Here is a 21,457-nt window from a genome sequence, read left to right as displayed (position 1 = left end):
AAAGATAAATTTATCAAACTGATTAGATAGAGAACTCACTCCACTACAGATTCTTCAACTTCTGAAGATGACCAAAACAGAAATGGATATGACGGAATAATAGTATAAATTTGATTTTCTTTTTTACAAAACCATTCTAAAAATCTCTAGTAATTAGATCGTAATTAGACTTACTCTTTCAATCAATTTATAGGTAAGATAGGCCAGCTCATAAATTGCCTTATGGAATTAGCTTGCTGATCTTTTGTCTAAAATGATAACTAAAAATCATAGAATTTATACTATAACGCGTCTATTTATCGGGAAATAAAACTTCAAACAAATAAATAATAATACTTGACAGAAAACAACATTTCACGTGGCAAACGCAAAATCTTGTTGGAAAAATTGAATGACCCTGAAAAACGATACATCCTGTCTTCCAAATAAAGAAAAAAAACTATCTTTTCTGTCTAACATCATATGGGACAATGCTCACCAAAGAAATAATAACCATCAACTCAAAGGAGCTGCACTTATACAAGAATTTGTTAAACACCTTCCTCATAAACCAGGGGTTTATAGAATGTTTAATGAAAATGGTGACGTTCTCTATGTTGGTAAAGCACGGAATTTAAAAAAACGCGTTTCAAGCTATACCCGTGAACAAGGGCATAATAACCGTATTATCCGTATGATTAGTGCGACATGTCATATGGAATTTGTTGTTACCCATACAGAGACAGAAGCATTACTTTTAGAAGCTAACCTCATCAAAAGATTACACCCACGTTTTAATGTATTACTGCGCGATGACAAAAGCTTTCCCTATATCATTATCACTGATGATCACCGAGCACCTGCACTTTACAAACATCGTGGTGCTCGAACACGAAAAGCCCATTATTTTGGTCCTTTTGCCTCTTCCGGTGCTGTTACACAAACAATCAACGCTTTGCAACGTGCTTTTTTATTAAGAACTTGTGCTGATTCAGTTTTTAACAATCGCACACGACCTTGTTTGCTTTATCAAATCAAGCGATGTTCAGCCCCTTGTACACATGAAATCAATGATAGCGATTATATAAAACTGGTTCAAAAAGCAAAAGCTTTCCTTTCTGGAAAAAGCCAATCGGTAAAAAAAGATATGGCTCAAGCTATGCATAAAGCCTCAGAAAATCTTGATTTTGAACAAGCTATTGCTTATCGCAACCGTTTATCAGCCCTTTCTCATATACAAAGCCATCAAGGCATTAATCCTCAAACGGTAAAAGAAGCGGATGTATTTGCAATTGCACAACAAGGAGGAATGACTTGTATTCAAGTGTTTTTTTTCCGCATGGGGCAAAATTGGGGAAATCGAGCTTATTTTCCAAAAGCAGATTCATCTTTCTCTAATGCTGAGATTTTAACGAGTTTTATCACTCAATTTTATGATGATAAACCAATTCCAAAACTCATCCTTTTATCGGAAAAAATTGAAGAAGAAGCCCTTCTTACAGAAGCATTAAATCTAAAATCAAATCACAAAATATCTTTATCTTTACCGCAAAAAGGTGAACGCAAATCTCTTGTTAATCACGCTTATACCAATGCTTACGAAGCGCTGGGACGCAAACTTGCTGAAACAGCAACACATATAAAACTCCTTCAAGGTGTTGCTGAAACATTTCAACTACCCCATACTCCACGCCGCATAGAAATCTATGACAATTCACATATCATGGGTACCAATGCGGTAGGTGCGATGGTTGTTTTTGATCAAACAGGATTTATCAAAAATCAATATCGCAAATTCAACATTCGTTCGACCGATATTACGCCTGGTGATGATTTTGGCATGATGAAAGAAGTTATTGAACGAAGATTTTCACGCCTTATTAAAGAACATGGCTTGCCCAATAGGAACAAAGATACAAAAAATGATAGTGATAATTCTTTTCCAACTTGGCCTGATCTTATCTTAATTGATGGTGGTGAAGGACAAATAAATGTCGTTCGTACATTATTATCTCAATTGGGATTAGATAATCTTGTCACAGCAATCGGTATGGCAAAAGGTGCTAACCGTAACGCCGGTCGTGAACGATTTTTTATAAAAGGAAAACCACCCTTCACACTGTCCCCACACGATCCTATTCTTTATTTTTTGCAACGTTTACGTGATGAAGCACATCGTTTTGCGATCGAAACCCATAGAACAAAACGAAAAAAAGAAACATTTAAAAATCTACTTGATGAAGTCGAAAATATAGGCCCCACAAGAAAATACGCTTTGCTTAACCATTTTGGAAGCACCAAAGCCATTGCCAACGCTTCTGTCGAAGATTTAAACAAAGTGGCAGGTATTTCCACCGCAATGGCACAAAAAATTCATAATCATTTTAATGAAAAATAAGGACTTGCTTCATATTCATTGCCTTGTTACGTTTATAAAACATGCTGTACTTCACAAAGGATTGAAAACGGCTCAATGGAAAATCATACTTTTTCTTTTCCAAATATTCTGACTTATGCACGAATTGTTGCGGTTCCATTAGTTGTTGCGTGTTTTTTTTTAGAAGGACGGTTACAATCAAGTGATATTGGGCGTTGGATTGCTGTTTTTATTTTTGTGATTGCATCTATTACAGATTTTTTGGATGGTTATCTTGCCCGTATTTGGAGACAAACATCCAACATCGGTCGTATGTTAGATCCAATCGCAGATAAACTGCTTGTCTCATCATGTTTGCTCTTGCTTGCTGCAGATAGCACTATTGCTGGGTGGACACTTTGGGCAGCCATTATCATTCTTTGTAGGGAAATTCTTGTATCAGGATTACGTGAATATTTGGTTGAATTAAAAGTTAGTGTTCCTGTCTCTCGTCTTGCAAAATGGAAAACTTCTGTACAAATGGTAGCTATTGTCTTTCTCTTAGCGGGCCCAGCTGGTAATAAAATTTTCCCTTATACAATGGAATTTGGCATAATTATGCTATGGATTGCAGCTCTTCTCACATTGTGGACAGGATGGGATTATTTTCGTGCAGGCTTAAAACACGTTATTACATAAAAGATAAATGATAAAATTATGACTTAATTAGCAGTTAGAAAAATATCCAACACTATGTACTGAAATGTAATGTTTTTTATCTCAATGGTAAAATCGAAAAATATGCAAATAATAAAGCCATTGATTACAATTATGCATTTCTGAGCTTTTGTCGTGATAAAATACTCCATTGCATATATTTGAAATGGAGTATTGTCTTAAAACAATCGAAAAGTTTATATGATATTTATGAACTTTTGAATAGAGATCTATAGCTTAGCAGAAAAAAAATCTTGAACACTATTTCAGGATTTTCTGCTTTTCGCACATGCTTTCATTAACCAACGATTTCAATATAGGAAAACCAATAAGCTATTTCTATTTTTGCAGATTCAGCACTATCTGAACCATGAACAGAATTTTCACCAATCGACAAGGCATATACTTTACGAATTGTCCCTTCCTGTGCATCAGCAGGATTTGTAGCCCCCATAACTTCACGGTTTTTCGCGATTGCATCTTCACCTTCCAACACCTGAACAACAGTTGGACCAGAAGACATAAATTGTACTAACTCTCCAAAGAAAGGGCGTTCTTTATGAACCGCATAAAACCCTTCAGCTTCATGTTGACTCATCCACACACGCTTAGATGCAATAACACGTAAACCTGAATCTTCAAGCATTTTAGTAATTGCTCCTGTTAAATTACGACGCGTTGCATCGGGTTTAATCATCGAAAAAGTACGTTCTACAGCCATTTGATTACCTTTAATTTCATAAAAAATTATCTTGTTATTCTATAAGGAGCCTTTTGCCAAGTAACCGTTAGTGAATTTATATCAATTTTAAAACTGCATATTGTTACAAAGCTTATCTCTAAAATAGAAATGCTATCAGTCAATAACTTCATACCTATAAAATCATCTTCCATTTTCTATAGGTCAAATCTAATCGTGTTGATTTAAAATCCATACAAAAAGGAAAATTCTCATTTCATTTAATATCTAATGATATTGCAATACATATGGCTAGATATTTTTGATTGGCCACTGCTCCAAATCACTTTCCCATCCCATCGGTTCAAAAGCTAGATCTACCATCATAGTAATTGGAAATTAATCTTTCTCACGCTATCACAGGTGACCTCCCACCATAAAGTGGTAATATCATCATGTCTTAAAATAATGAATTGAGCAAGTTATCTAAGAAATACAAAAAACTAAACAATCTTTGCTTGAAATTGTTCTAGCTACGACAAAAAATATGCTAATCTTTTCCTTAAAGTATAAATAGAAATTAAGCTTATACGTATTATTGCTATTCATACATTGTTAATAGAAGTTCTTAACTTCTCCAAGAAACAAAGTTGCTTTTGTAAAAACAGCCAACAAAACAACATCGTTAAAAACATTTCAATCTTGTATTATCACACACATAAATAGCCAGAACTAAAGCATTAATAAGTATTTTCAATAAACGAACTGTCCATTTCAATGAAGAATGAGCTTTTACCTATTTTCATAACCCTACTTCTTAAAAAAATTATAAAATATGCACAAGCATAAAAAAAAATAAAAGAATTTCAAATGCATTAATTTACATTGTTTTATCAACACAAAATACAAATAAACGTAAGAATTAAAGCTACTACTCTACTTTCTTTTTATTCTCTTTTATAAAAGAGATACTTTTTTACATCCTCTCTTGATCAATTAATTAGGTCAAATCATTCATATATTTCAAAAGCAGGCAAAACAAAGACTCTTTTTTCATTCCATGAGATTTTATTTAACTTAAAAATACCTCGTTTGTTCTAAAATATGCCTCTAAGATCTAAGGATTAAATAAGAGGACAAAATACAAAAAACACAACACACAACAATACATTAAGGCCTAAATACCTTAAAGCTTATTATGACAAAGTACATTTTTTCAAAATAGGTTTTACATTGAAGAATTTATTTGCAATAAGCAAATACATATCTAAAGTTAATCAAAGAACAAATAATCGCATACTTAAAAACTATAGCGTATACCCAAAATTCCCTGAAGTGACTGCGTCATTTTATGACCTTTAAGATATTGAGCTTCTGTATAAAATGTTAAGTTTTTGCTGACAAAACTATTCAAACCTATTGCCAATTTACCTGCATTGTCAGACAAGTCAGTGATAAATTTATGCCGTTTATTAATTATTGTATGATTATTATCTATATACTCACGCAACCAAGCGGCCGTTACATAACCTATTAACGAAGCATTTGTATTAAAGTTAAATGTATGCCTGATAGATAATCCAATTTCACTACGTAATGAAGTAGATAGAGTTATATCACCTGTCATACCATTGGAAAGCTGTATTTCTTTACCTTTAACCTGTAACCATGTGAATTGACTATAAGGTCGCACCCAAGTGCTCTGCCCTGTTTGAAAACGATAACCTCCTTCCAAGGATGTACCTATCGCCCATTGATTATAGTCTCCTTGGATAGCTAAGCCACTTGTAGAAACTGCTTTAAGATGATTTTGGTAACGATTATATTTCACAATATTATCCAAATACCAACCATATTCATTTAAATAGGCTGCATAAGTTCCAAAGCTATAAGTATCCATACCACTGACACCACGACGAGCATGGTTAATACGTGCTTGATCATAACTGCCAAAACCACCAATATAGAGCTTTCCATATAGTAATTGTGTTACCCAATCAGTACCCAACATTATCCCTGTTTGATCCAACTTAAAGTGTGTATGACCTGTAGCAATTCGTTCTTTGTTCTTGATCGTATATGTCCAGAAAGTTGCATTCTCCCTATTTCTCTCTAAAATATCCCTTCCACCACGCAAACTTTGTAATTCATTGTTAAAAACAAGCTCAGGAGCAACTGCTAGAGACAGTACTGCATCAGTCGAGGGAGTGGTTAAAAAATCAGAAGCTTGAGTTTTCTCTAAATCAAACTCCGAAGAGTTTGGTTGATGCTGACTCAAATACCGATGAGAATGTTTTCGAGATTTAAGATCATCAGCCTGATCTTCTGCAAATGAAGCAGTTGACAAATCAATAACCTGCGGGGTTTCTGAGCTAAGCACTAAAATATCAGACTTATGCTGACTCACATGCCGAGGAGGACGCCTTCGAGATCTAGATTCAGCAGCCTGATCTTCCATAAATGGAGCAGTTAATACATCAGAAACCTGCGGACTTTCTGAACTGAGCACTGAAGTATCGAAATCATGCTGATTCGCGTACCGACGAGATCGACTCTGCGTTTTAGGAATGTTTGCACCCAAATACCAAATTTTTTCATTTTTTCCATTTTTCTTTCTGTAATACAAACCATACATGTAGGTTCCACCATCAATAGTCCCAATATTTCGCCCAGATCGATCTGTCAAAGAAAAATTAGCTCCACCACTTTCATCAGTAATTAAATTACGCTCGGTAACTCTGTTATTCTTTTGCAGAAAAGAATTTGTAATCTCAACACCAGAATCAAGGACGCTTATTCTATGATCACCTTTACCATTTTTAATAAAGAGATAATCATTATGACTCCCTGTATTACTTAAATTAAACTGGAAATGTAAACCACCTGAAAGATTTGCAACATGAAGATGTAAGTGGTGAGGGTCATACTTAACAGAAGTAAAATTAACAGTTCCATTCCCACTTAAATTTTCAATACTAACCTGAGAGCTATTTTTAACGTTCCATGTATCAACAAAAAACAACGGTATACTTTTTTGTTCACTTATAATAACGTTTTCTTTTGTAATATGGTTTTTAGGATCAGCAGCATAAAGGTGAAGATAACCACCACTATTAACTATTGTTTTTCCTTTTAATGTTGCGCCAGTATGCACCCATGAATTGCCAAAACTATTAATTGTTAAATCTTTTACAACCCCACCCCAATATACTATTTGAATAGCTTGCTCTTTTAAAGTGACACCGTCAGCCTCGCCTCCTGCTAAAACATTCTGTCTACCATTTTCAGAAACTTCAGTATTTGACGCAATGCCACCTTTTTCTGTTTGTACTTTATAAATATTTTGCTCCCCTCCTTGCATAACTTTTGTATTCCAAGTTCTACCACCATCATACACATTCTGCTGCCCTAGAATTCCATCTTTACCTGAAATTACAGCATCATACACACTACTATTTCTACTTTGGTAATCACTAGTCCCTAAAACAAATTGCTTACCACCTTTGACTTTAGTATTCATTGCAGTTGCCCCACCCATAACTACCTGTTTTCCACCTTCGGTAATGGTAGCATTTATTGAATTTCCGTGCTTAACAATCTCAATATCACCTCTTCTAATTGTAATATTCTGACTGACACCCCAAGTAGTATGTGTGTTTCTCTGTACCCTCCCATTATTAATTACTAAACTTTTCAACAACTCATCTCCATTTTCAGTAATTTTTTCACGTGCATCTGCATTTTGTATGAGAAGACTACTCATTAATAATATCGAAACATTTAGTCTGTATTTGTGCTGCACAATCTACACTCCATTATCAATAATTAAATAAACACTCCTCCTTCTTAACAGAGTGTTCCTATTTATATCATAATGTGTTTTATTTATGTCGTAATGTGTTTTATTTACAGTGATAATAAATTTTAATCAGAAATTGCTAAAGTGCTTTTCATTGGTTTTCTTGATCTTGTAAAAACAAATTTGTGTAGAAAAATGAAAACAATATTCTTCAATAAAAATACAAAATGAAATAATTGAGAGATTAAGCCGTTTATGCAGAATGATATATCTCTCTCCCCCTGCTGCTTTTAAAAAAGATTTTTTATTACATTTAACCTAACGCTAATTTAATAAATAGCATGATTAGTAGTAATAATACATATTCCCTCACTCTTATCATGCCCTATTATTATTCTTATACAATTAAATCGTAACAATACTGACTCGACACTAATATGAAATTCTTATAACTATTAAAATTTTATCTTAATATTTTAATTATCTATATTAAAAGGAATATCCTATTCATGTCTATAAGCGTAGAAAGACAGCGCGTAAATCAAACAAATTCACCTATTCGAATTTTGTTAGCAAGCCTTGTTGGCACAACAATTGAATATTTCGACTTTTACATTTTTGCAACCGCTGCAGCTCTTATATTTCCTTATTTGTTTTTTCCACCGCAAAACAATCAACTGGCTATTCTACAATCTTTCCTTGTTTTTGGTGTTGCTTTTTTTGCCCGTCCTCTCGGATCTATTATTTTTGGACATTTTGGTGATAAAATCGGACGGAAAGCAACACTTGTCGCTGCTCTTCTCACAATGGGTATTTCAACAGTTATCATTGGCATTCTTCCCACTTATGAAACAGTCGGTTGGTGGGCGCCTTTTCTTTTAACTATGTGCCGTCTTGGTCAAGGAATTGGATTAGGAGGAGAATGGGGTGGAGCTGTCCTACTTGCAACAGAAAATGCTCCACCAGAAAAACGTGGTTGGTATGCAATGTTTCCTCAATTAGGATCTCCAGCTGGTTTACTTTTATCTATTGCAGTTTATTTTGGGCTGTGGAACACACTTGACTCTGACCAACTTTTCACGTGGGGATGGCGTATTCCATTCATTGCTTCAGCTTTTCTCGTCATCTTAGGATTATGGGTGCGTACTTCAATTGGTGAAACACTTGAATTTAAAAAAACGCTTGATCATGAAGAGCGTGTCAAAGTACCTGTTATCAATGTGTTCTTCAAATATCCACGGATTGTACTTCTTGGTACATTTGCCAGCATGACAGCATTTGTCTTATTTTATTTAGTCACTGCCTATTTATTAAGTTATTCAAAAAATTATCTGCAATTACCATTTAATCAAACACTGCAAATAGAGATGATTGGAGCTATTGTTTTTGGCCTTTCTATTGCCCTTACTGGAAAATTCGCTGATCGTATTAAGCGCAGAACTTTGATGATTTGGGTAACAATAAGTACTGGCATTTACTCTTTTGCAATTCCTTACTTTCTACATTCTGGAATTGTAGGCGTTCTTGCAATGTCTATCATTGGCTTAATGCTTCTAGGGATTACATATAGCCCATTGGGTACCATTCTTGCATCACCATTCCCAACAGCCATTCGGTACACTGGTGTATCCTTAACATTCAACTTAGCTGGTATTGTTGGCGGATCTTTTGCACCTTATATTGCAGAATCTTTGGTGCAGTATTTTGATGTGACTTACGTCGGCTATTATCTCCTCTTTTCTGCTTTTATTTCACTTATTTGCTTTATTTGCTTTACAGATAAAGAGATATCTTACTAAGATACAATGAAATATAATAAAATTAACGCTGGCGGCAGAAATGCTGCCAATTTTATTTTTAAAGACATTGGTCGAGGTACACTCCACCACAATATCCCCGCAAACAATACACAAAGAAAAAAGAATAAAATATCTGCAATATAATCAATATGAATGATAGAAAATATTTGTGATAGAATATGCGTTGTACCCAACCATGAAACACAAAAAAAAGCCAGCATTACTGACCATAAAACAAGTAAAATCCGATCAACCACCGCTATTATTCCATTTGAATATTGTGATTACAGGCAATATTTTTATCGCTCCCCAAAAGAAAAATAACAATAAAACCCAATGACTTTCCTTCTAATTTTTTCCTAATAAAGAGTTCTTTATTAATTATCCTGACAATACCAATAAATTAGAATAGAATAATAAATGCTATGCATATCAAATTTGTTTTTCCCAACCGCGACTTTCAGTCTGCTTCCAGTAAGTTAAATTATGGTTTTCTGTTCCATATTCTTTCCACTGTGCACGAGCAAGATTCAATTGTTTGTCATTACGACCATCAAATATCACTACAAGCCGTTGATAAATATTAATATCCGGACAAACTGCTCCCTCCACAAGAAAGCGTATTTTTGAATCATTCGGGTTCTCATAGCCCGTAGTGAGAAATACAGGCTGAAAATTTGGATATTTATCGCATTCAGTTCCATGCCCAATAAATGATCCTTCAGCGTAAACCCATAAACGAGTATCTATGGCATCGCGCTGTTCTTCACTTATACATTGTATTGTTACTCTTTCAAAACGTGCAACTGCACGTTCTACCAAAACTGGTAAAATATCTTCTAATGTTGACTGTGTTAAATGATAGAACAGAATATCCATCTCTTAATCCTCATCACTCTTTATCGAAAAAGTGTAGCACTTTTTTTGAAACATTTCTGTATTTCTAAAAAGAGAAGGAACGGCTCGGAAACACCATATTTTTTCTTATTATGTGTGTATTGTCTTTTTATAAAATATTAAACAATAGCAAAGAGAAATAAGAAGAATTATATTTTTTTTACAATAAATGAAAAAATTTATTCTGTGTTATTTTCTCAGCTTTTCTTGATACCACACTTGAAAAAACATGGCAAAATGAATTAAGATTATTTAATTATCTCCTGTTGCTTACTAGAAAAAAGAGCACAAAAAGGTCGTTTTTAAGTTTTTGACTACCATATCTTATTAATTTGGCACATTATATAGTATCTTCTTTAAATTAAAACTAAGGATGTTACCCAATTTATGCGTATTATTGAGTTATACATCCTAAAACGTGTTTTTATTTTATTTAGCGCTGTGATGGTCGCAGCAATCGGTATTAGCTTGACAGTGCAAGTCCTTGCACGAATTGATTTTCTTACAACAAGTGGGCAAACATTCCTAACAGTTTTATACTTTTCATCCTTATTAGTTCCTCCTGTTATTTCCCTTATCATCCCATTTGCACTAGTGATTGCAATTACGACTATCCTTTCAACAATGAATCAAGACTCAGAGTTAGCTATTATCAGCGCCTCTGGCTTTTCCAAAAACACTGTTTTAAAACCAATTCTTCTTTTAGCTATTTTTACTGCATGTACATCTTTTTCAACCGCTAATTTTGTTGCTCCTCAAGCGCGCCTTAATATGCGACAAATGCTGGCAAACACTCATTCAGATCTCATTAATCTTTTTATTCGCGAAGGCAGCTTTCAAGCACTAACAAACAATCTTTATATAGAAATTGGCGAACGGTACCCAGATGGAACCATTGGACATCTTTTCATTGCCGACCAGCGCGATTCTAAGATTGATCTTCTCTATTACGCAAAAAAAGGTACAATTGTTAGTAATAAAAATGGAAATTTTCTTGTCCTCAATAACGGTGAAATTGAAAGAGTGAATTATCAAAATGATAGTGTTTCGATTGTTAAATTTAACTCCTATACTTTTAGCTTAAGTGAATTCATTCCCAACAATGGAGTACCAACTATTTATCCTAAAGACAGGCCTCTTTCTTATTTATTGCATCCTGACCCATATGATCCTTATTATCAGCGTAACCCGCTTCAATACAAAGCTGAATTTCACCGTCGACTCACAGAGTGGCTCTACCCAATTGTTTTTGCTTTAATTGCAGTAGCTGCAGTAGGAGATGCACGTTCACATCGACAAGCACGTACATCAGCAATTGTTTTCACGATTACTTTCTCCTTGCTGATTTATTGGATAGAATATTTTTTTGCTGAAAAAACAAAGAATGATCTCACTTACGTCCCTCTGCTCTATATTACGCCCTTAGGAGTAAGCATATTAATCTTTTTTATGCTACTGACAAACCGTAAAATTAGTATGCCTGCAAAACTCAATGATACTATTCAAATACTTTTTCAAAAAATGACGGATAAATCTGAATATCGAAAATCTAACTATTCTTCGGACAAAACATCATGATTGGATGGACGCTTGGACGATATTTTTTTGCACGTTATATTAAAACAACCTGTTATTTTGTATTGAGTATTTTTATACTTGCTCTTTTAATTGATTTTACAGAAAATTCTGGTCGATTAGCCTCTCTTCCTCATTATACAGCAAAAGGTGCACTTCTCATTTCAGCGTTGCGTATTCCTTTTATTATGCAGAAACTCTTTCCTTTTATTGCGCTATTTTCTGCAATGACCATGCTAATATCACTTAATAAAAAATTTGAATTTGTTGTTGCTCGCTCAATCGGTGTTTCTGCGTGGCAATTTCTCATACCTGCTTGTCTTGGAGCTTTTCTTTTTGGATTATTTTCGATTCTTTTTATAAATCCACTTGCCGCATGGGGATCTTCTCAAGCAGAAAAAATGATTGCTGAATGGCATAGTAATAATGTTCAAACATCTATCAATAAAAATCGTATCCCATGGTTAACGCAACACACAAATTTAGGGACAACAACTATTGGAGCCAGATCAATAACACAGCAAGGTCTCTCTCTTATTGATGCGATCTTTGTGCAATATAATGATAACGCAACAGTTAAGAACTGGATCCACGCAAAACAAGCAACATTAACAAATGACGCTTGGCTGCTAACGAATGGAACGATCTATAAAACAGGTTATGTTCCTGAAAAATTTACTGAATTTCGGATAAAAACAAATCTAAAACCCGAGTTTTTAACTGAATATTTAGCCGATCCTGCAACTATTCCATTTTACAAATTACCAAGAAAAATTTCAGCTGCACGATCATTCGGTTATTCTGCAAATAAGTTCGATATGTATTTGCAATCATTGATTGCATTACCAGCATTACTTGTAGCAATGACTCTTATTGCAGCAACAGTATCACTAAAATTCACACGCCTTGGACAATCTAAAGCATTAATTCTTGGTGGTGTAATCGCTGGATTCATGCTTTATGTCATTTCCGTACTCGTTCAAGCCTTCGGTAATGCTGGATACATTCCTCCAGTTATTGCTGCTTGGACACCAGTTGTTATTGCGTTGTTTTTTGGAGTTTCCTTTTTACTTCATAAAGAGGATGGCTAAGTGAAATTGCTTACAAGTAAGAGGATAATTTTGACAAAACTGAGCACATTATTTTTTAAAAGTGTTATTAGTTTTGTTTTAGGCATAACCTTATCTTATTCTGCAATAGCACAAAATTTTAATCTTTCCCCTCAAAACCACATTCAATCCCTAACATCCCCCCTTTTACTTTCTGCTGACAAACTCACTTACAACCATGACGCAGCCACTGTCTCTGCTGAAGGAAATGTTCAAATTGAATATGATAACAATAAAGTTATTGCCCAAAAAGTCACTTACAATCAAAAAACAGGACGTATTATAGCACAAGGAAATGTTGAAATTGTTCAAAAGGATGGTAATAAAGTCTATTCTGATTATATTGACATGACTCAAGACCTTGGTGAAGGATTTGTAAATTTTTTACGCGTTGAAGCTGTTAACAACACTCATTTTTTAGCTGAAAATGCTGAACGCAAGGGCAGTCAGCTTACAATCTTCAATAATGCTGTCTATACAGCGTGTGAACCTCATCATTACAAATCAGATAGTGAAGTCTTTTGGCAAATTAAAGCAAAAAAGATTATATGGAATAGCACCACTAAAACAATTCAATTTGAAGACGGTCTTTTTGAAGTTTTTGGTGTACCAATTGTCCGGCTTCCTATTTTTGAACTTCCTGATCCAAATATAAAACGTATCAGCGGTTTACTTGCTCCTCATCTTTCTTATACTGATCATCTTGGTATCGGTATTAAGAATTCTTATTTCTGGAATCTCTCACCTCATTATGATTTTACACTTTCCCCCACTTTCTATACAAAACAAGGACTTTTAACTGAAGGAGAATGGCGTCAGCGTTTAAAAACAGGAAATTATAACATCCGTTTTGCTCATATATATCAAATTAATCCTCATAAGTTCGATAATAACACAATTGATGCGCAAAAAAATAACCGTTATATGGTGGCAACAAAAGGCGATTTCCGTATTAATTCACGTTGGACTTATGGTTGGGATATTTTTGCCCAGTCAGATAGGCATTTTAGCCGTACATATAAACTTGAAAACTATAGTAATCCTGTACAACTTTCTCAGTTTTATTTGAACGGCCTTGGAGAAAAAAATTACTTTGATACGCGTTTTTACCATTTCACAGTCCAAGATTTGATACCTATAAATACCATCAACAAACGTCATTCTCAGCAAGCATGGGTTTTACCCCGTATCGATTATTTTTTCACACCAGACAAAGAAGTTTACACTGGGGAACTTACTTTTCATGGCAATATGCAATCAATTTATCGTAATCACTCTGACTTCAACTATACCGATTGGCAAGAACATCCCCCTTATGTCTCTCGGCCTTCTGATATACCTGGAAATAGTTTTCGGTTAACAGGTGAAATAGAATGGAAAAAGCGTTTTAATACACAAAACGGATTACTAATAACCCCTATTCTCGCATTACGTACTGATACAATAACAAATGCCCAGGAAAGTTATATTGACCATTTCATAAATGACTCGTCGATAAAATTTAACATTGCCTCACCAACTATTCGCGGCATGGCAACAGCAGGTTTAGAATTACGTTACCCTCTCCTTGTAACTTCTGACATTTCTACACATGTCTTAGAACCAACAGCACAACTCTTTATACGCAATAATGAACAATATGCCGGACTATTACCAAATGAAGATGCACAAAGCTTCGTATTTGATGCAACAACTCTATTTCAACGTGACAAATTCTCTGGTTATGACCGTATCGAAGGTGGAACAAGAGCAAATATAGGCCTAAGATATTCCGGAAGTTTCAACAATGATTGGTCACTTTATGGTCTTGTTGGACAATCTTTTCATCTTGCAGGAAAAAATTCTTTCGCAGAAAAAGACTTTGTCAATGTAAGTGCTAATTCTGGTCTTGAAACATCTCGTTCAGACTATGTTGCAATGTTTAATGCAAACCATGACAGTGGTTTTGCTTTAGAATCTCGTGGACGTTTTGATAAAAAAACAGGTCAAATCCGCCGTGGTGAAGTAGAAGCATCTCAAAAATGGGAAAATTTTAGAGCATCCTTACAATATGCTTATATCCAAAGCCAACCCAATTATGAATATACACAAGATCGTCAAGAAATTTCTCTTCAAATTGGTATTAAATTTTCTAAATATTGGTCTATATATAACAATATCAGCTATAACTTAGTATCTAGTACATTTGTAAAGCGGGAAATAAATTTAAATTATAAAGATGAATGTTTTGAAATAAAAATCGGCTATCAGCAAATAATTAATCCAGGAAAAAATGCACCTTTACAGAATTTTAATTTCTCTCTTTCATTACGTACAATCACAGATATTGGGCAAAAGATAAAATTAGATTTATAATGAATGTAGCAATAATGTAGAAATACTTTAACTTGTCATTGTTTTTATGTAGGAAAACATATATTTTGATTTGCCAATGAAAATTAATAAACAATACGAAATTTTACTTATATGAACAGATTTAAAAATAGTTCTTTTGTTTTATTTTACACTTCTATTTTGACCTTTTGCATTGCTGTTTTGGGTGTAAGTAGCTTTACAGGCGCATTTTTTATATCATCAGTATTTGCGCAAACAACAGTTGCTATCACAGTAAATGGTAATCCTATTACAAATTACGATATTCAAAGACGCATCGCTTTTCTCAAATTACAACAAAAACAGGGCGATCTTTCTGCACAAGCTAGAAATGAACTCATTGATGAGATGCTTAAAAATATTGAAATAAAGCGTCTTAATATTGATGTTAGTGATAATGAGATTAATAGCGCTTTTGAAAATTTTGCAGAACAAAATAATATGACCGTTGAACAGCTTAGTGAAATGTTGAATCAAACTGAGGTCACAGAAGAGCACTTTAAAGCATATATTAGCGGACAAATGGGATGGGGGCGTCTTGTTAATGCGCGTTATCAATCTGAAGATGGGTACCTTAGTGAACAAGAAGCCGCACATAGAATATTAAAAAATGGTGGTATAAAACCTTCAACAAATGAATATACATTACAGCAAATTATTTTTGTTATTCCTGCCCACCGTCGTGCAGAACTTTTCACAAAACGTATACAAGAAATAAACAATTTCCGTGCACATTTCCGAGGATGCAATAACACCAAAAAACAAACACGAGGCATTCTAGATGTTACTGTTCGTAATTTAGGTAAATTTTTGGAACCTCAACTTCCTACAGATTGGGAACAAGCTATCCGTGCAACACCTGCTGGAAAAATGACCCAACCGCATGAAACTCCATATGGTATCGAAGCGCTTGCTGTCTGCCAAATAAAAAAAATTTCTGATGATCGTGTTGCCCAACTTATGTTTTCTATTCAAGACAGTCAAAAAAGGACTCCTCAAAAACTTGAAGCTTTAAGTGAGAAATATTTGAAAGAATTGCGACAAAGAGCGCATATTCAAAATCATCATGGTTCCACTAGTCGTTAGTAGTGGTGATCCAGCCGGTATTGGCCCTGAAATAGTTTTAAAAGCGTGGAGTATGCGTAATATACGGCATATTCCACCCTTTGTTCTTTTAGCTGATCCTGAAGTTATTCGTTCACGTGCTCATTTTTTACAACTCAATGTTAATATAGAAACTGTTTTTGTAAATAATCTTGTAAAAAATTTCCAAATGGCTCTTCCTGTAATGCCATTAAAAAATCGGCAAAATGACCAATTAGGAATCCCCTCATCAAGCAATATCGTTGGAATAGTTGAAGCTATCACACGCGGCGTTCAATTGATTCAAGATGGTTATGCGTGTGCAATAATTACGTGCCCTATTGCAAAAAAAAGCCTTTATGATGCTGGATTTAAATTTCCAGGCCATACTGAATTTCTTGCTTATCTTGCCTATAAAGCTTCAAATAAACATTACCACCCAGTTATGATGTTATCCGGACCGCAATTAAAAACAGTGCCTATTACTGTTCATATTCCACTTAATGAAATTCCCTTACACCTCACGTATAACTTAATCATTCAAACTGCATTAATTGTTGAAAATGATTTAAAAAAACGATTTGCTATCAATACACCTCGTTTAGCTGTAGCCGGTCTTAACCCGCATGCGGGAGAAGATGGTACGATGGGAAAAGAAGATATCGAAATTATTGCTCCTGCAATTAAATACCTTAAGAAAAAGGGGCTTAATATCATAGGCCCTCTACCTCCTGATACAATGTTCCATCAACGTGCGAGACAAACATATGACATTGCTCTTTGCATGTATCACGATCAAGCCCTTATTCCCGTTAAAACTTTGGACTTTGATGCCACTGTTAATATTACCTTAGGATTGCCCTTTATTCGAACATCTCCAGATCATGGAACTGCTTTTGACATTGCCAACAAGGGAATAGCCTCTCCTGAAAGCTTTATTGCTGCTCTTACACTCGCAAATCAACTTGCTAAAAATAGTTTTACAACATGCCAATAGATAACCTCCCCCCTCTGCGTGAAGTAATTAATACATACGGACTGCAAGCTAATAAATCTCTTGGTCAAAATTTCCTTTTTGATCTTAATTTAACATCCAAAATCGCTCAACAAGCAGGAAATATAGCAGGAAAACCTGTCATTGAGGTTGGTCCAGGCCCTGGAGGTTTAACACGTGCCTTGCTCGCAAAAGGTGCCATTGTAACAGTAATAGAACGTGATAAACGTTGTCTACAGGCGCTATTAGATATAGAAAAACACTATCCGCAGAAATTAAAGGTTATTTGTAATGATGCACTAAAGCAAAATTTTTCAAAAATTTTTGAAGCATATCCAGAGAAACCACATATCATTGCAAATCTTCCATACAATATTGGAACACAGCTCTTATTAAACTGGATTTTAACTGAACCATGGCCTCCTTTTTATAAATCAATGACACTGATGTTTCAACGTGAAGTAGCCAAACGTATTACCGCTATTCCTCATTCCCCTCACTATGGCCGCCTTAGTGTATTAATTGGCTGGCGCGCTATTGCAAAAATTGCTTTTGACGTTTCTCCAAAAGCCTTCACACCAATACCTAAAGTTACTTCTTCCGTTGTTCACATTATTCCGCGTTCACAACCTCTCCCCTGTTCAACACAAAAATTAAGCCTTGTAACAAAAGCTGCCTTTGGACAAAAGCGGAAAATGCTTCGTCAAAGTCTTAAAACTATTGGAGGCGAAATGCTTTTAGAAAAATCTGGAATTGACGGAGCACGTCGAGCTGAAACACTCTCTATTTCTGAATTTGTATCTTTAGCAAATTTGGTTATTTAAAAGTTTAAAATTTTTACTCATGTAAAGGCTTTCTAAAATAATAAGTGCCTCAATCAATTCTTTCGGTAACAAGTGTATTAACGAAAGATTCAAGAAAACTGCAACGCTTACGTTTCACTGTTTCTCCTAGATAAATTGATTTAATAAGTAATAAGGACTGATTTAAATCTTCATTAATCACAACATAATCGTAAGAACGCCATTGTTGTATCTCTGTTCGTGCATTATTCAACCGTAGATCAATAATACTCTGACTATCTTCTGCTCGACGATGTAAACGGGAAACTAACTCTTTCATCGATGGGGGGAGGATAAAAACAGATACAGTATCTCCTGGCATTTTTTGTTGAAGCTGTTCGGTCCCTTGATAATCAATATCAAACAACATATCTTGGCCATTTATCAGCGCATTTTCAACGTTTTTACGTAAAGTCCCATAATAATTTCCATGAACTTCAGCCCATTCTATAAATTCATCTTTATCACGCTTATGTTCAAATTCTTCCTTTGAAATAAAGTGATAATGGAAACCATCTACTTCACTAGGACGTTTTTGTCGTGTTGTCACACTTATAGATAGTTTTAATTGTTCATCTTTCAGCATTAACCGAGAAAGGGTTGATTTACCAGCGCCTGAAGGTGAAGAGAGAATAAATAGAAAACCACGACGTCTATTTGTTGTTTGAGCGCTTAATTTACTATCTGGTAATGCCATCATGTCACTCTTTTTTTAGTTTTTTCTAAAACCGTATATTAAAATTTAAGTTATGAATTTTCAGATTCTAAAGAGATCTAACGTATTTTCTCTAATGCACGCCACTTACGGACATTCTTATGATGTTCATCTAAAGTTTTAGAAAAAATATGCCCGCCCGAACCATCAGCTACAAAATAGAGTGCATCACTTTTCGGTGCATGTGCTACTGCTTTTAAAGAATCACGACTTGGATTCGCAATAGCTGTTGGCGGTAACCCATTAATTTTATAAGTATTATATGGAGTTTCCTTCTCAAGATCCGAGCGATAAATTGGGCGATCTGAAGGTTTACCTTTTCCACCAAAAATACCATAAATTACTGTTGGATCGGATTGAAGGCGCATACCTTTAGAAAGGCGGTTATAAAATACTGCAGCAATTTGAGGTCTTTCTGACGCAATTCCCGTTTCCTTTTCAACAATTGATGCCAATATAACAAATTCATCAACGGTCTTGATTGGTAAATTGGATGAACGAGATTCCCATATCTCACTAATCAATTTTGTTTGTTCTTCACGCAATCTCTTTATAATCTCTGCACGTGTTGTACCACGAATGAAATGAACAGTATCAGTCATTAAACTCCCTTCTGGAGGTAAAACCTCAGGAAGATCACCAACCAAAACTTCATTAGCAGCTAATCGATCAAAAACCTGTTGAACCGTTAAACCTTCTGGTACTGTAAATGTATGCTCAATAGACTTTCCCTTTACAAGAATATCCATAATATCCTTCATCGAAGCGTGAACTGGTATCAAATACTCACCCGCTTTAAGACGTGTCGTACTCTGATGATAACCAACTCCATAAACAAAAACATCAGATGATCGAATAAGACTACGTTGTTCAAGCAATGATGCAATTTCACGAATTCCTATTCCAGGACGGATTAAAATAATTTCTTCTTTCTCAGCCGTTCCCTTTCCTTCAAATACACTTTTTCCAATATAAAGAGGAATGCTGACAGCCAAAATAATAACCACTATCAACATTAGAAAAAAATTACCGAGAATGACAAATGGATTACGAGAAATAGACGATCTCTTCCGCTTTTTATACGGTAACACATCATTATTATGTAGCAAATGATTCAATAAAGAATCATTTACATCCTTTGGCAGTACTTCATTTTTCGCATCGGACATGATTTATCAATTTTGGTAACTTTTAAATATTATACTATCACTTTTTACCCTAAATTTATTATAAAGAAAAAAGCTCAAGAAGCGATAATAATAAATAAAAATGTTTACTATTCTCCAAAGCGTCGCATCACCAAAGATGCATTTGTTCCCCCAAAACCAAATGAATTAGAAAGAATCGTATCAATTTTTCGTTCACGTGGTTTATGTGGCACAAGATCAATTTTTGTTTCAATCGATGGATTATCAAGATTAAGGGTAGCTGGCGCTATATTATCTCGTATTGCTAAAATACAAAAAATAGCCTCAGCCGCACCAGCCGCACCAAGCAAATGCCCAATAGACGATTTTGTTGATGACATTGATACCTGCGACGCATGGCTACCTAAAACACGCTCAACAGCTGTTAATTCTATAACGTCAGCCATTGTTGATGTACCGTGAGCATTAATATAATCAATATCACATACATTCACTTGTGCACGTTTAAGAGCAGCTACCATACTGCGCTGAGCGCCTTCGCCACTTTCTGAAGGAGCTGTAATATGATAAGCATCGCCAGATAAACCATAACCAATAACCTCAGCATAAATACGAGCACCTCGCTTTTTTGCATGCTCAAGCTCTTCTAAAATGACAACTGCAGCTCCCTCTCCCATAACAAAACCATCGCGATCTGCATCATAAGGGCGTGATGCACGCTCAGGATCATCATTACGGCCAGTAGAAAGAGCTTTACAAGCAGCAAAACCAGCAAGAGATATCCGATTGATTGGGGATTCAGCACCACCTGCCGCCATCACATCCGCATCACCCAGCGCAATCAAACGAGCTGCATCACCAATCGCATGCGCACCCGTTGAACAAGCTGTTACAACTGAATGATTAGGACCACGTAAACCATATTTAATAGAAACATAACCAGATGCAAGGTTAATCAAACGTCCTGGAATAAAAAAAGGAGAAACCCTCCTTGGCCCTTTATCACGAAGTGTATAACCAGCTTCAACAATGCCTTCAATACCGCCAACACCAGAACCAATCATCACACCCGTACGAATTTGGTCTTCATCATTTTTGGGACACCATTCAGCATCTGCAAATGCTTGATCGGCAGCAGCTACCGCATAAGTAATAAATGCATCCACTTTGCGCTGTTCCCTAGGCTCCATATGCAAATCAGCATTATATGTACCGTTTGTTCCATCCCCCAAGGGGATACGTGCAGCAATTTGACACGGTAAATCAACTACATCAAATTCAGTAATACGTCGAACACCACTTTTCCCTTCAAGAAGCCGCTTCCAGCTATATTCGACATTACCAGCTAATGGAGATACTAATCCCAAACCAGTAACAACAACCCGTCTCATA

At 35.2% G+C, this 21,457-nt stretch carries 16 protein-coding genes; 9 read left to right on the top strand and 7 right to left on the bottom strand.

Annotated features, from left to right (window positions below; all coding sequences use genetic code 11):
* Window positions 1-391: 391 nt before the first annotated feature.
* Entirely contained in the window at window positions 392-2,377 is a 1,986-nt protein-coding gene (gene uvrC, locus ME3_RS04510) for an excinuclease ABC subunit UvrC (RefSeq protein WP_007477517.1), read from the top strand.
* 75 nt (window positions 2,378-2,452) lie between these two features.
* Window positions 2,453-3,034, top strand: a complete 582-nt coding sequence (gene pgsA, locus ME3_RS04505; protein WP_007477516.1) for a CDP-diacylglycerol--glycerol-3-phosphate 3-phosphatidyltransferase — start codon at window positions 2,453-2,455, stop codon at window positions 3,032-3,034.
* A gap of 316 nt (window positions 3,035-3,350) precedes the next feature.
* Here the strand turns inward: pgsA and ndk are convergent, their stop codons facing one another.
* On the bottom strand, window positions 3,351-3,773 hold the full coding sequence (gene ndk, locus ME3_RS04500) for a nucleoside-diphosphate kinase (protein ID WP_007477515.1): 423 nt from the start codon (window positions 3,771-3,773) through the stop codon (window positions 3,351-3,353).
* A 1,258-nt stretch (window positions 3,774-5,031) separates the two neighbouring features.
* Window positions 5,032-7,533 carry a BafA family autotransporter gene (bafA, locus tag ME3_RS04495; protein ID WP_007477514.1) on the bottom strand — a complete coding sequence of 834 codons (2,502 nt, stop codon included), beginning with the start codon at window positions 7,531-7,533 and terminating at the stop codon, window positions 5,032-5,034.
* A gap of 506 nt (window positions 7,534-8,039) precedes the next feature.
* Between bafA and ME3_RS04490 the strand changes: the two genes are divergently transcribed.
* Entirely contained in the window at window positions 8,040-9,329 is a 1,290-nt protein-coding gene (locus ME3_RS04490) for an MFS transporter (protein WP_007477513.1), read from the top strand.
* Here ME3_RS04490 and ME3_RS04485 read toward each other — a convergent pair.
* Both ME3_RS04485 and ME3_RS04480 read right to left on the bottom strand, forming a co-directional pair.
* Window positions 9,326-9,550 carry a hypothetical protein gene (locus tag ME3_RS04485; protein WP_051011131.1) on the bottom strand — a complete coding sequence of 75 codons (225 nt, stop codon included), beginning with the start codon at window positions 9,548-9,550 and terminating at the stop codon, window positions 9,326-9,328. The two genes, ME3_RS04490 and ME3_RS04485, sit on opposite strands and share 4 nt — an antisense overlap.
* A gap of 211 nt (window positions 9,551-9,761) precedes the next feature.
* A complete protein-coding gene (locus ME3_RS04480; protein ID WP_007477511.1) occupies window positions 9,762-10,208 on the bottom strand; it encodes a DNA polymerase III subunit chi in 447 nt (148 codons plus the stop codon).
* A gap of 405 nt (window positions 10,209-10,613) precedes the next feature.
* Between ME3_RS04480 and lptF the strand changes: the two genes are divergently transcribed.
* From lptF to rsmA, 6 genes are all read left to right on the top strand, one after another.
* On the top strand, window positions 10,614-11,804 hold the full coding sequence (lptF, locus tag ME3_RS04475; RefSeq protein ID WP_007477510.1) for an LPS export ABC transporter permease LptF: 1,191 nt from the start codon (window positions 10,614-10,616) through the stop codon (window positions 11,802-11,804).
* On the top strand, window positions 11,801-12,892 hold the full coding sequence (gene lptG, locus ME3_RS04470) for an LPS export ABC transporter permease LptG (RefSeq protein ID WP_007477509.1): 1,092 nt from the start codon (window positions 11,801-11,803) through the stop codon (window positions 12,890-12,892). Before lptF ends, lptG begins: the two co-directional genes overlap by 4 nt.
* A complete protein-coding gene (locus tag ME3_RS04465; RefSeq protein WP_007477508.1) occupies window positions 12,893-15,265 on the top strand; it encodes an LPS-assembly protein LptD in 2,373 nt (790 codons plus the stop codon). It abuts the gene before it with no gap.
* Window positions 15,266-15,376: 111 nt separating this feature from the next.
* Window positions 15,377-16,369 carry a peptidylprolyl isomerase gene (locus ME3_RS04460; protein ID WP_007477507.1) on the top strand — a complete coding sequence of 331 codons (993 nt, stop codon included), beginning with the start codon at window positions 15,377-15,379 and terminating at the stop codon, window positions 16,367-16,369.
* Window positions 16,350-17,363, top strand: a complete 1,014-nt coding sequence (pdxA, locus tag ME3_RS04455; protein WP_007477506.1) for a 4-hydroxythreonine-4-phosphate dehydrogenase PdxA — start codon at window positions 16,350-16,352, stop codon at window positions 17,361-17,363. Before ME3_RS04460 ends, pdxA begins: the two co-directional genes overlap by 20 nt.
* Entirely contained in the window at window positions 17,354-18,184 is an 831-nt protein-coding gene (gene rsmA / locus ME3_RS04450; RefSeq protein WP_007477505.1) for a 16S rRNA (adenine(1518)-N(6)/adenine(1519)-N(6))-dimethyltransferase RsmA, read from the top strand. The genes pdxA and rsmA overlap by 10 nt, the downstream gene beginning before the upstream one ends.
* 49 nt (window positions 18,185-18,233) lie before the next feature.
* On the opposite strand, the gene gmk is transcribed toward rsmA, so the two are convergent.
* From gmk to fabF, 3 genes are all read right to left on the bottom strand, one after another.
* The gene (gmk, locus tag ME3_RS04445) at window positions 18,234-18,899 is read right to left on the bottom strand and encodes a guanylate kinase (RefSeq protein WP_007477502.1); all 666 of its coding nucleotides are present in this window, start codon (window positions 18,897-18,899) and stop codon (window positions 18,234-18,236) included.
* Window positions 18,900-18,976: 77 nt separating this feature from the next.
* Complete coding sequence (gene mltG, locus ME3_RS04440) at window positions 18,977-20,086, bottom strand: endolytic transglycosylase MltG (protein WP_007477500.1); 1,110 nt, start codon at window positions 20,084-20,086, stop codon at window positions 18,977-18,979.
* 107 nt (window positions 20,087-20,193) lie between these two features.
* Window positions 20,194-21,456 carry a beta-ketoacyl-ACP synthase II gene (gene fabF, locus ME3_RS04435; RefSeq protein ID WP_007477498.1) on the bottom strand — a complete coding sequence of 421 codons (1,263 nt, stop codon included), beginning with the start codon at window positions 21,454-21,456 and terminating at the stop codon, window positions 20,194-20,196.
* Window position 21,457: the final 1 nt, after the last annotated feature.

The organism is Bartonella melophagi K-2C, from assembly GCF_000278255.1.
In the GTDB taxonomy this organism is placed as follows: Bacteria; Pseudomonadota; Alphaproteobacteria; order Rhizobiales; family Rhizobiaceae; genus Bartonella; species Bartonella melophagi.
The sequence above is the reverse complement of the archived record's forward strand: the minus strand, read 5'-3'. Positions and strand labels throughout refer to the sequence as shown.

Bases quoted from the DNA above. Each gene is read 5' to 3' on its own strand.
- uvrC (WP_007477517.1), top strand. From the start codon at position 392: ATGACCCTGAAAAACGATACATCCTGTCTTCCAAATAAAGAAAAAAAA.
- pgsA (WP_007477516.1), top strand. From the start codon at position 2,453: ATGGAAAATCATACTTTTTCTTTTCCAAATATTCTGACTTATGCACGA.
- ndk (WP_007477515.1), bottom strand. From the start codon at position 3,773: ATGGCTGTAGAACGTACTTTTTCGATGATTAAACCCGATGCAACGCGT.
- ME3_RS04490 (WP_007477513.1), top strand. From the start codon at position 8,040: ATGTCTATAAGCGTAGAAAGACAGCGCGTAAATCAAACAAATTCACCT.
- ME3_RS04485 (WP_051011131.1), bottom strand. From the start codon at position 9,550: ATGCTGGCTTTTTTTTGTGTTTCATGGTTGGGTACAACGCATATTCTA.
- ME3_RS04480 (WP_007477511.1), bottom strand. From the start codon at position 10,208: ATGGATATTCTGTTCTATCATTTAACACAGTCAACATTAGAAGATATT.
- lptF (WP_007477510.1), top strand. From the start codon at position 10,614: ATGCGTATTATTGAGTTATACATCCTAAAACGTGTTTTTATTTTATTT.
- lptG (WP_007477509.1), top strand. From the start codon at position 11,801: ATGATTGGATGGACGCTTGGACGATATTTTTTTGCACGTTATATTAAA.
- ME3_RS04460 (WP_007477507.1), top strand. From the start codon at position 15,377: ATGAACAGATTTAAAAATAGTTCTTTTGTTTTATTTTACACTTCTATT.
- pdxA (WP_007477506.1), top strand. From the start codon at position 16,350: ATGGTTCCACTAGTCGTTAGTAGTGGTGATCCAGCCGGTATTGGCCCT.
- rsmA (WP_007477505.1), top strand. From the start codon at position 17,354: ATGCCAATAGATAACCTCCCCCCTCTGCGTGAAGTAATTAATACATAC.
- gmk (WP_007477502.1), bottom strand. From the start codon at position 18,899: ATGGCATTACCAGATAGTAAATTAAGCGCTCAAACAACAAATAGACGT.
- mltG (WP_007477500.1), bottom strand. From the start codon at position 20,086: ATGTCCGATGCGAAAAATGAAGTACTGCCAAAGGATGTAAATGATTCT.
- fabF (WP_007477498.1), bottom strand. From the start codon at position 21,456: ATGAGACGGGTTGTTGTTACTGGTTTGGGATTAGTATCTCCATTAGCT.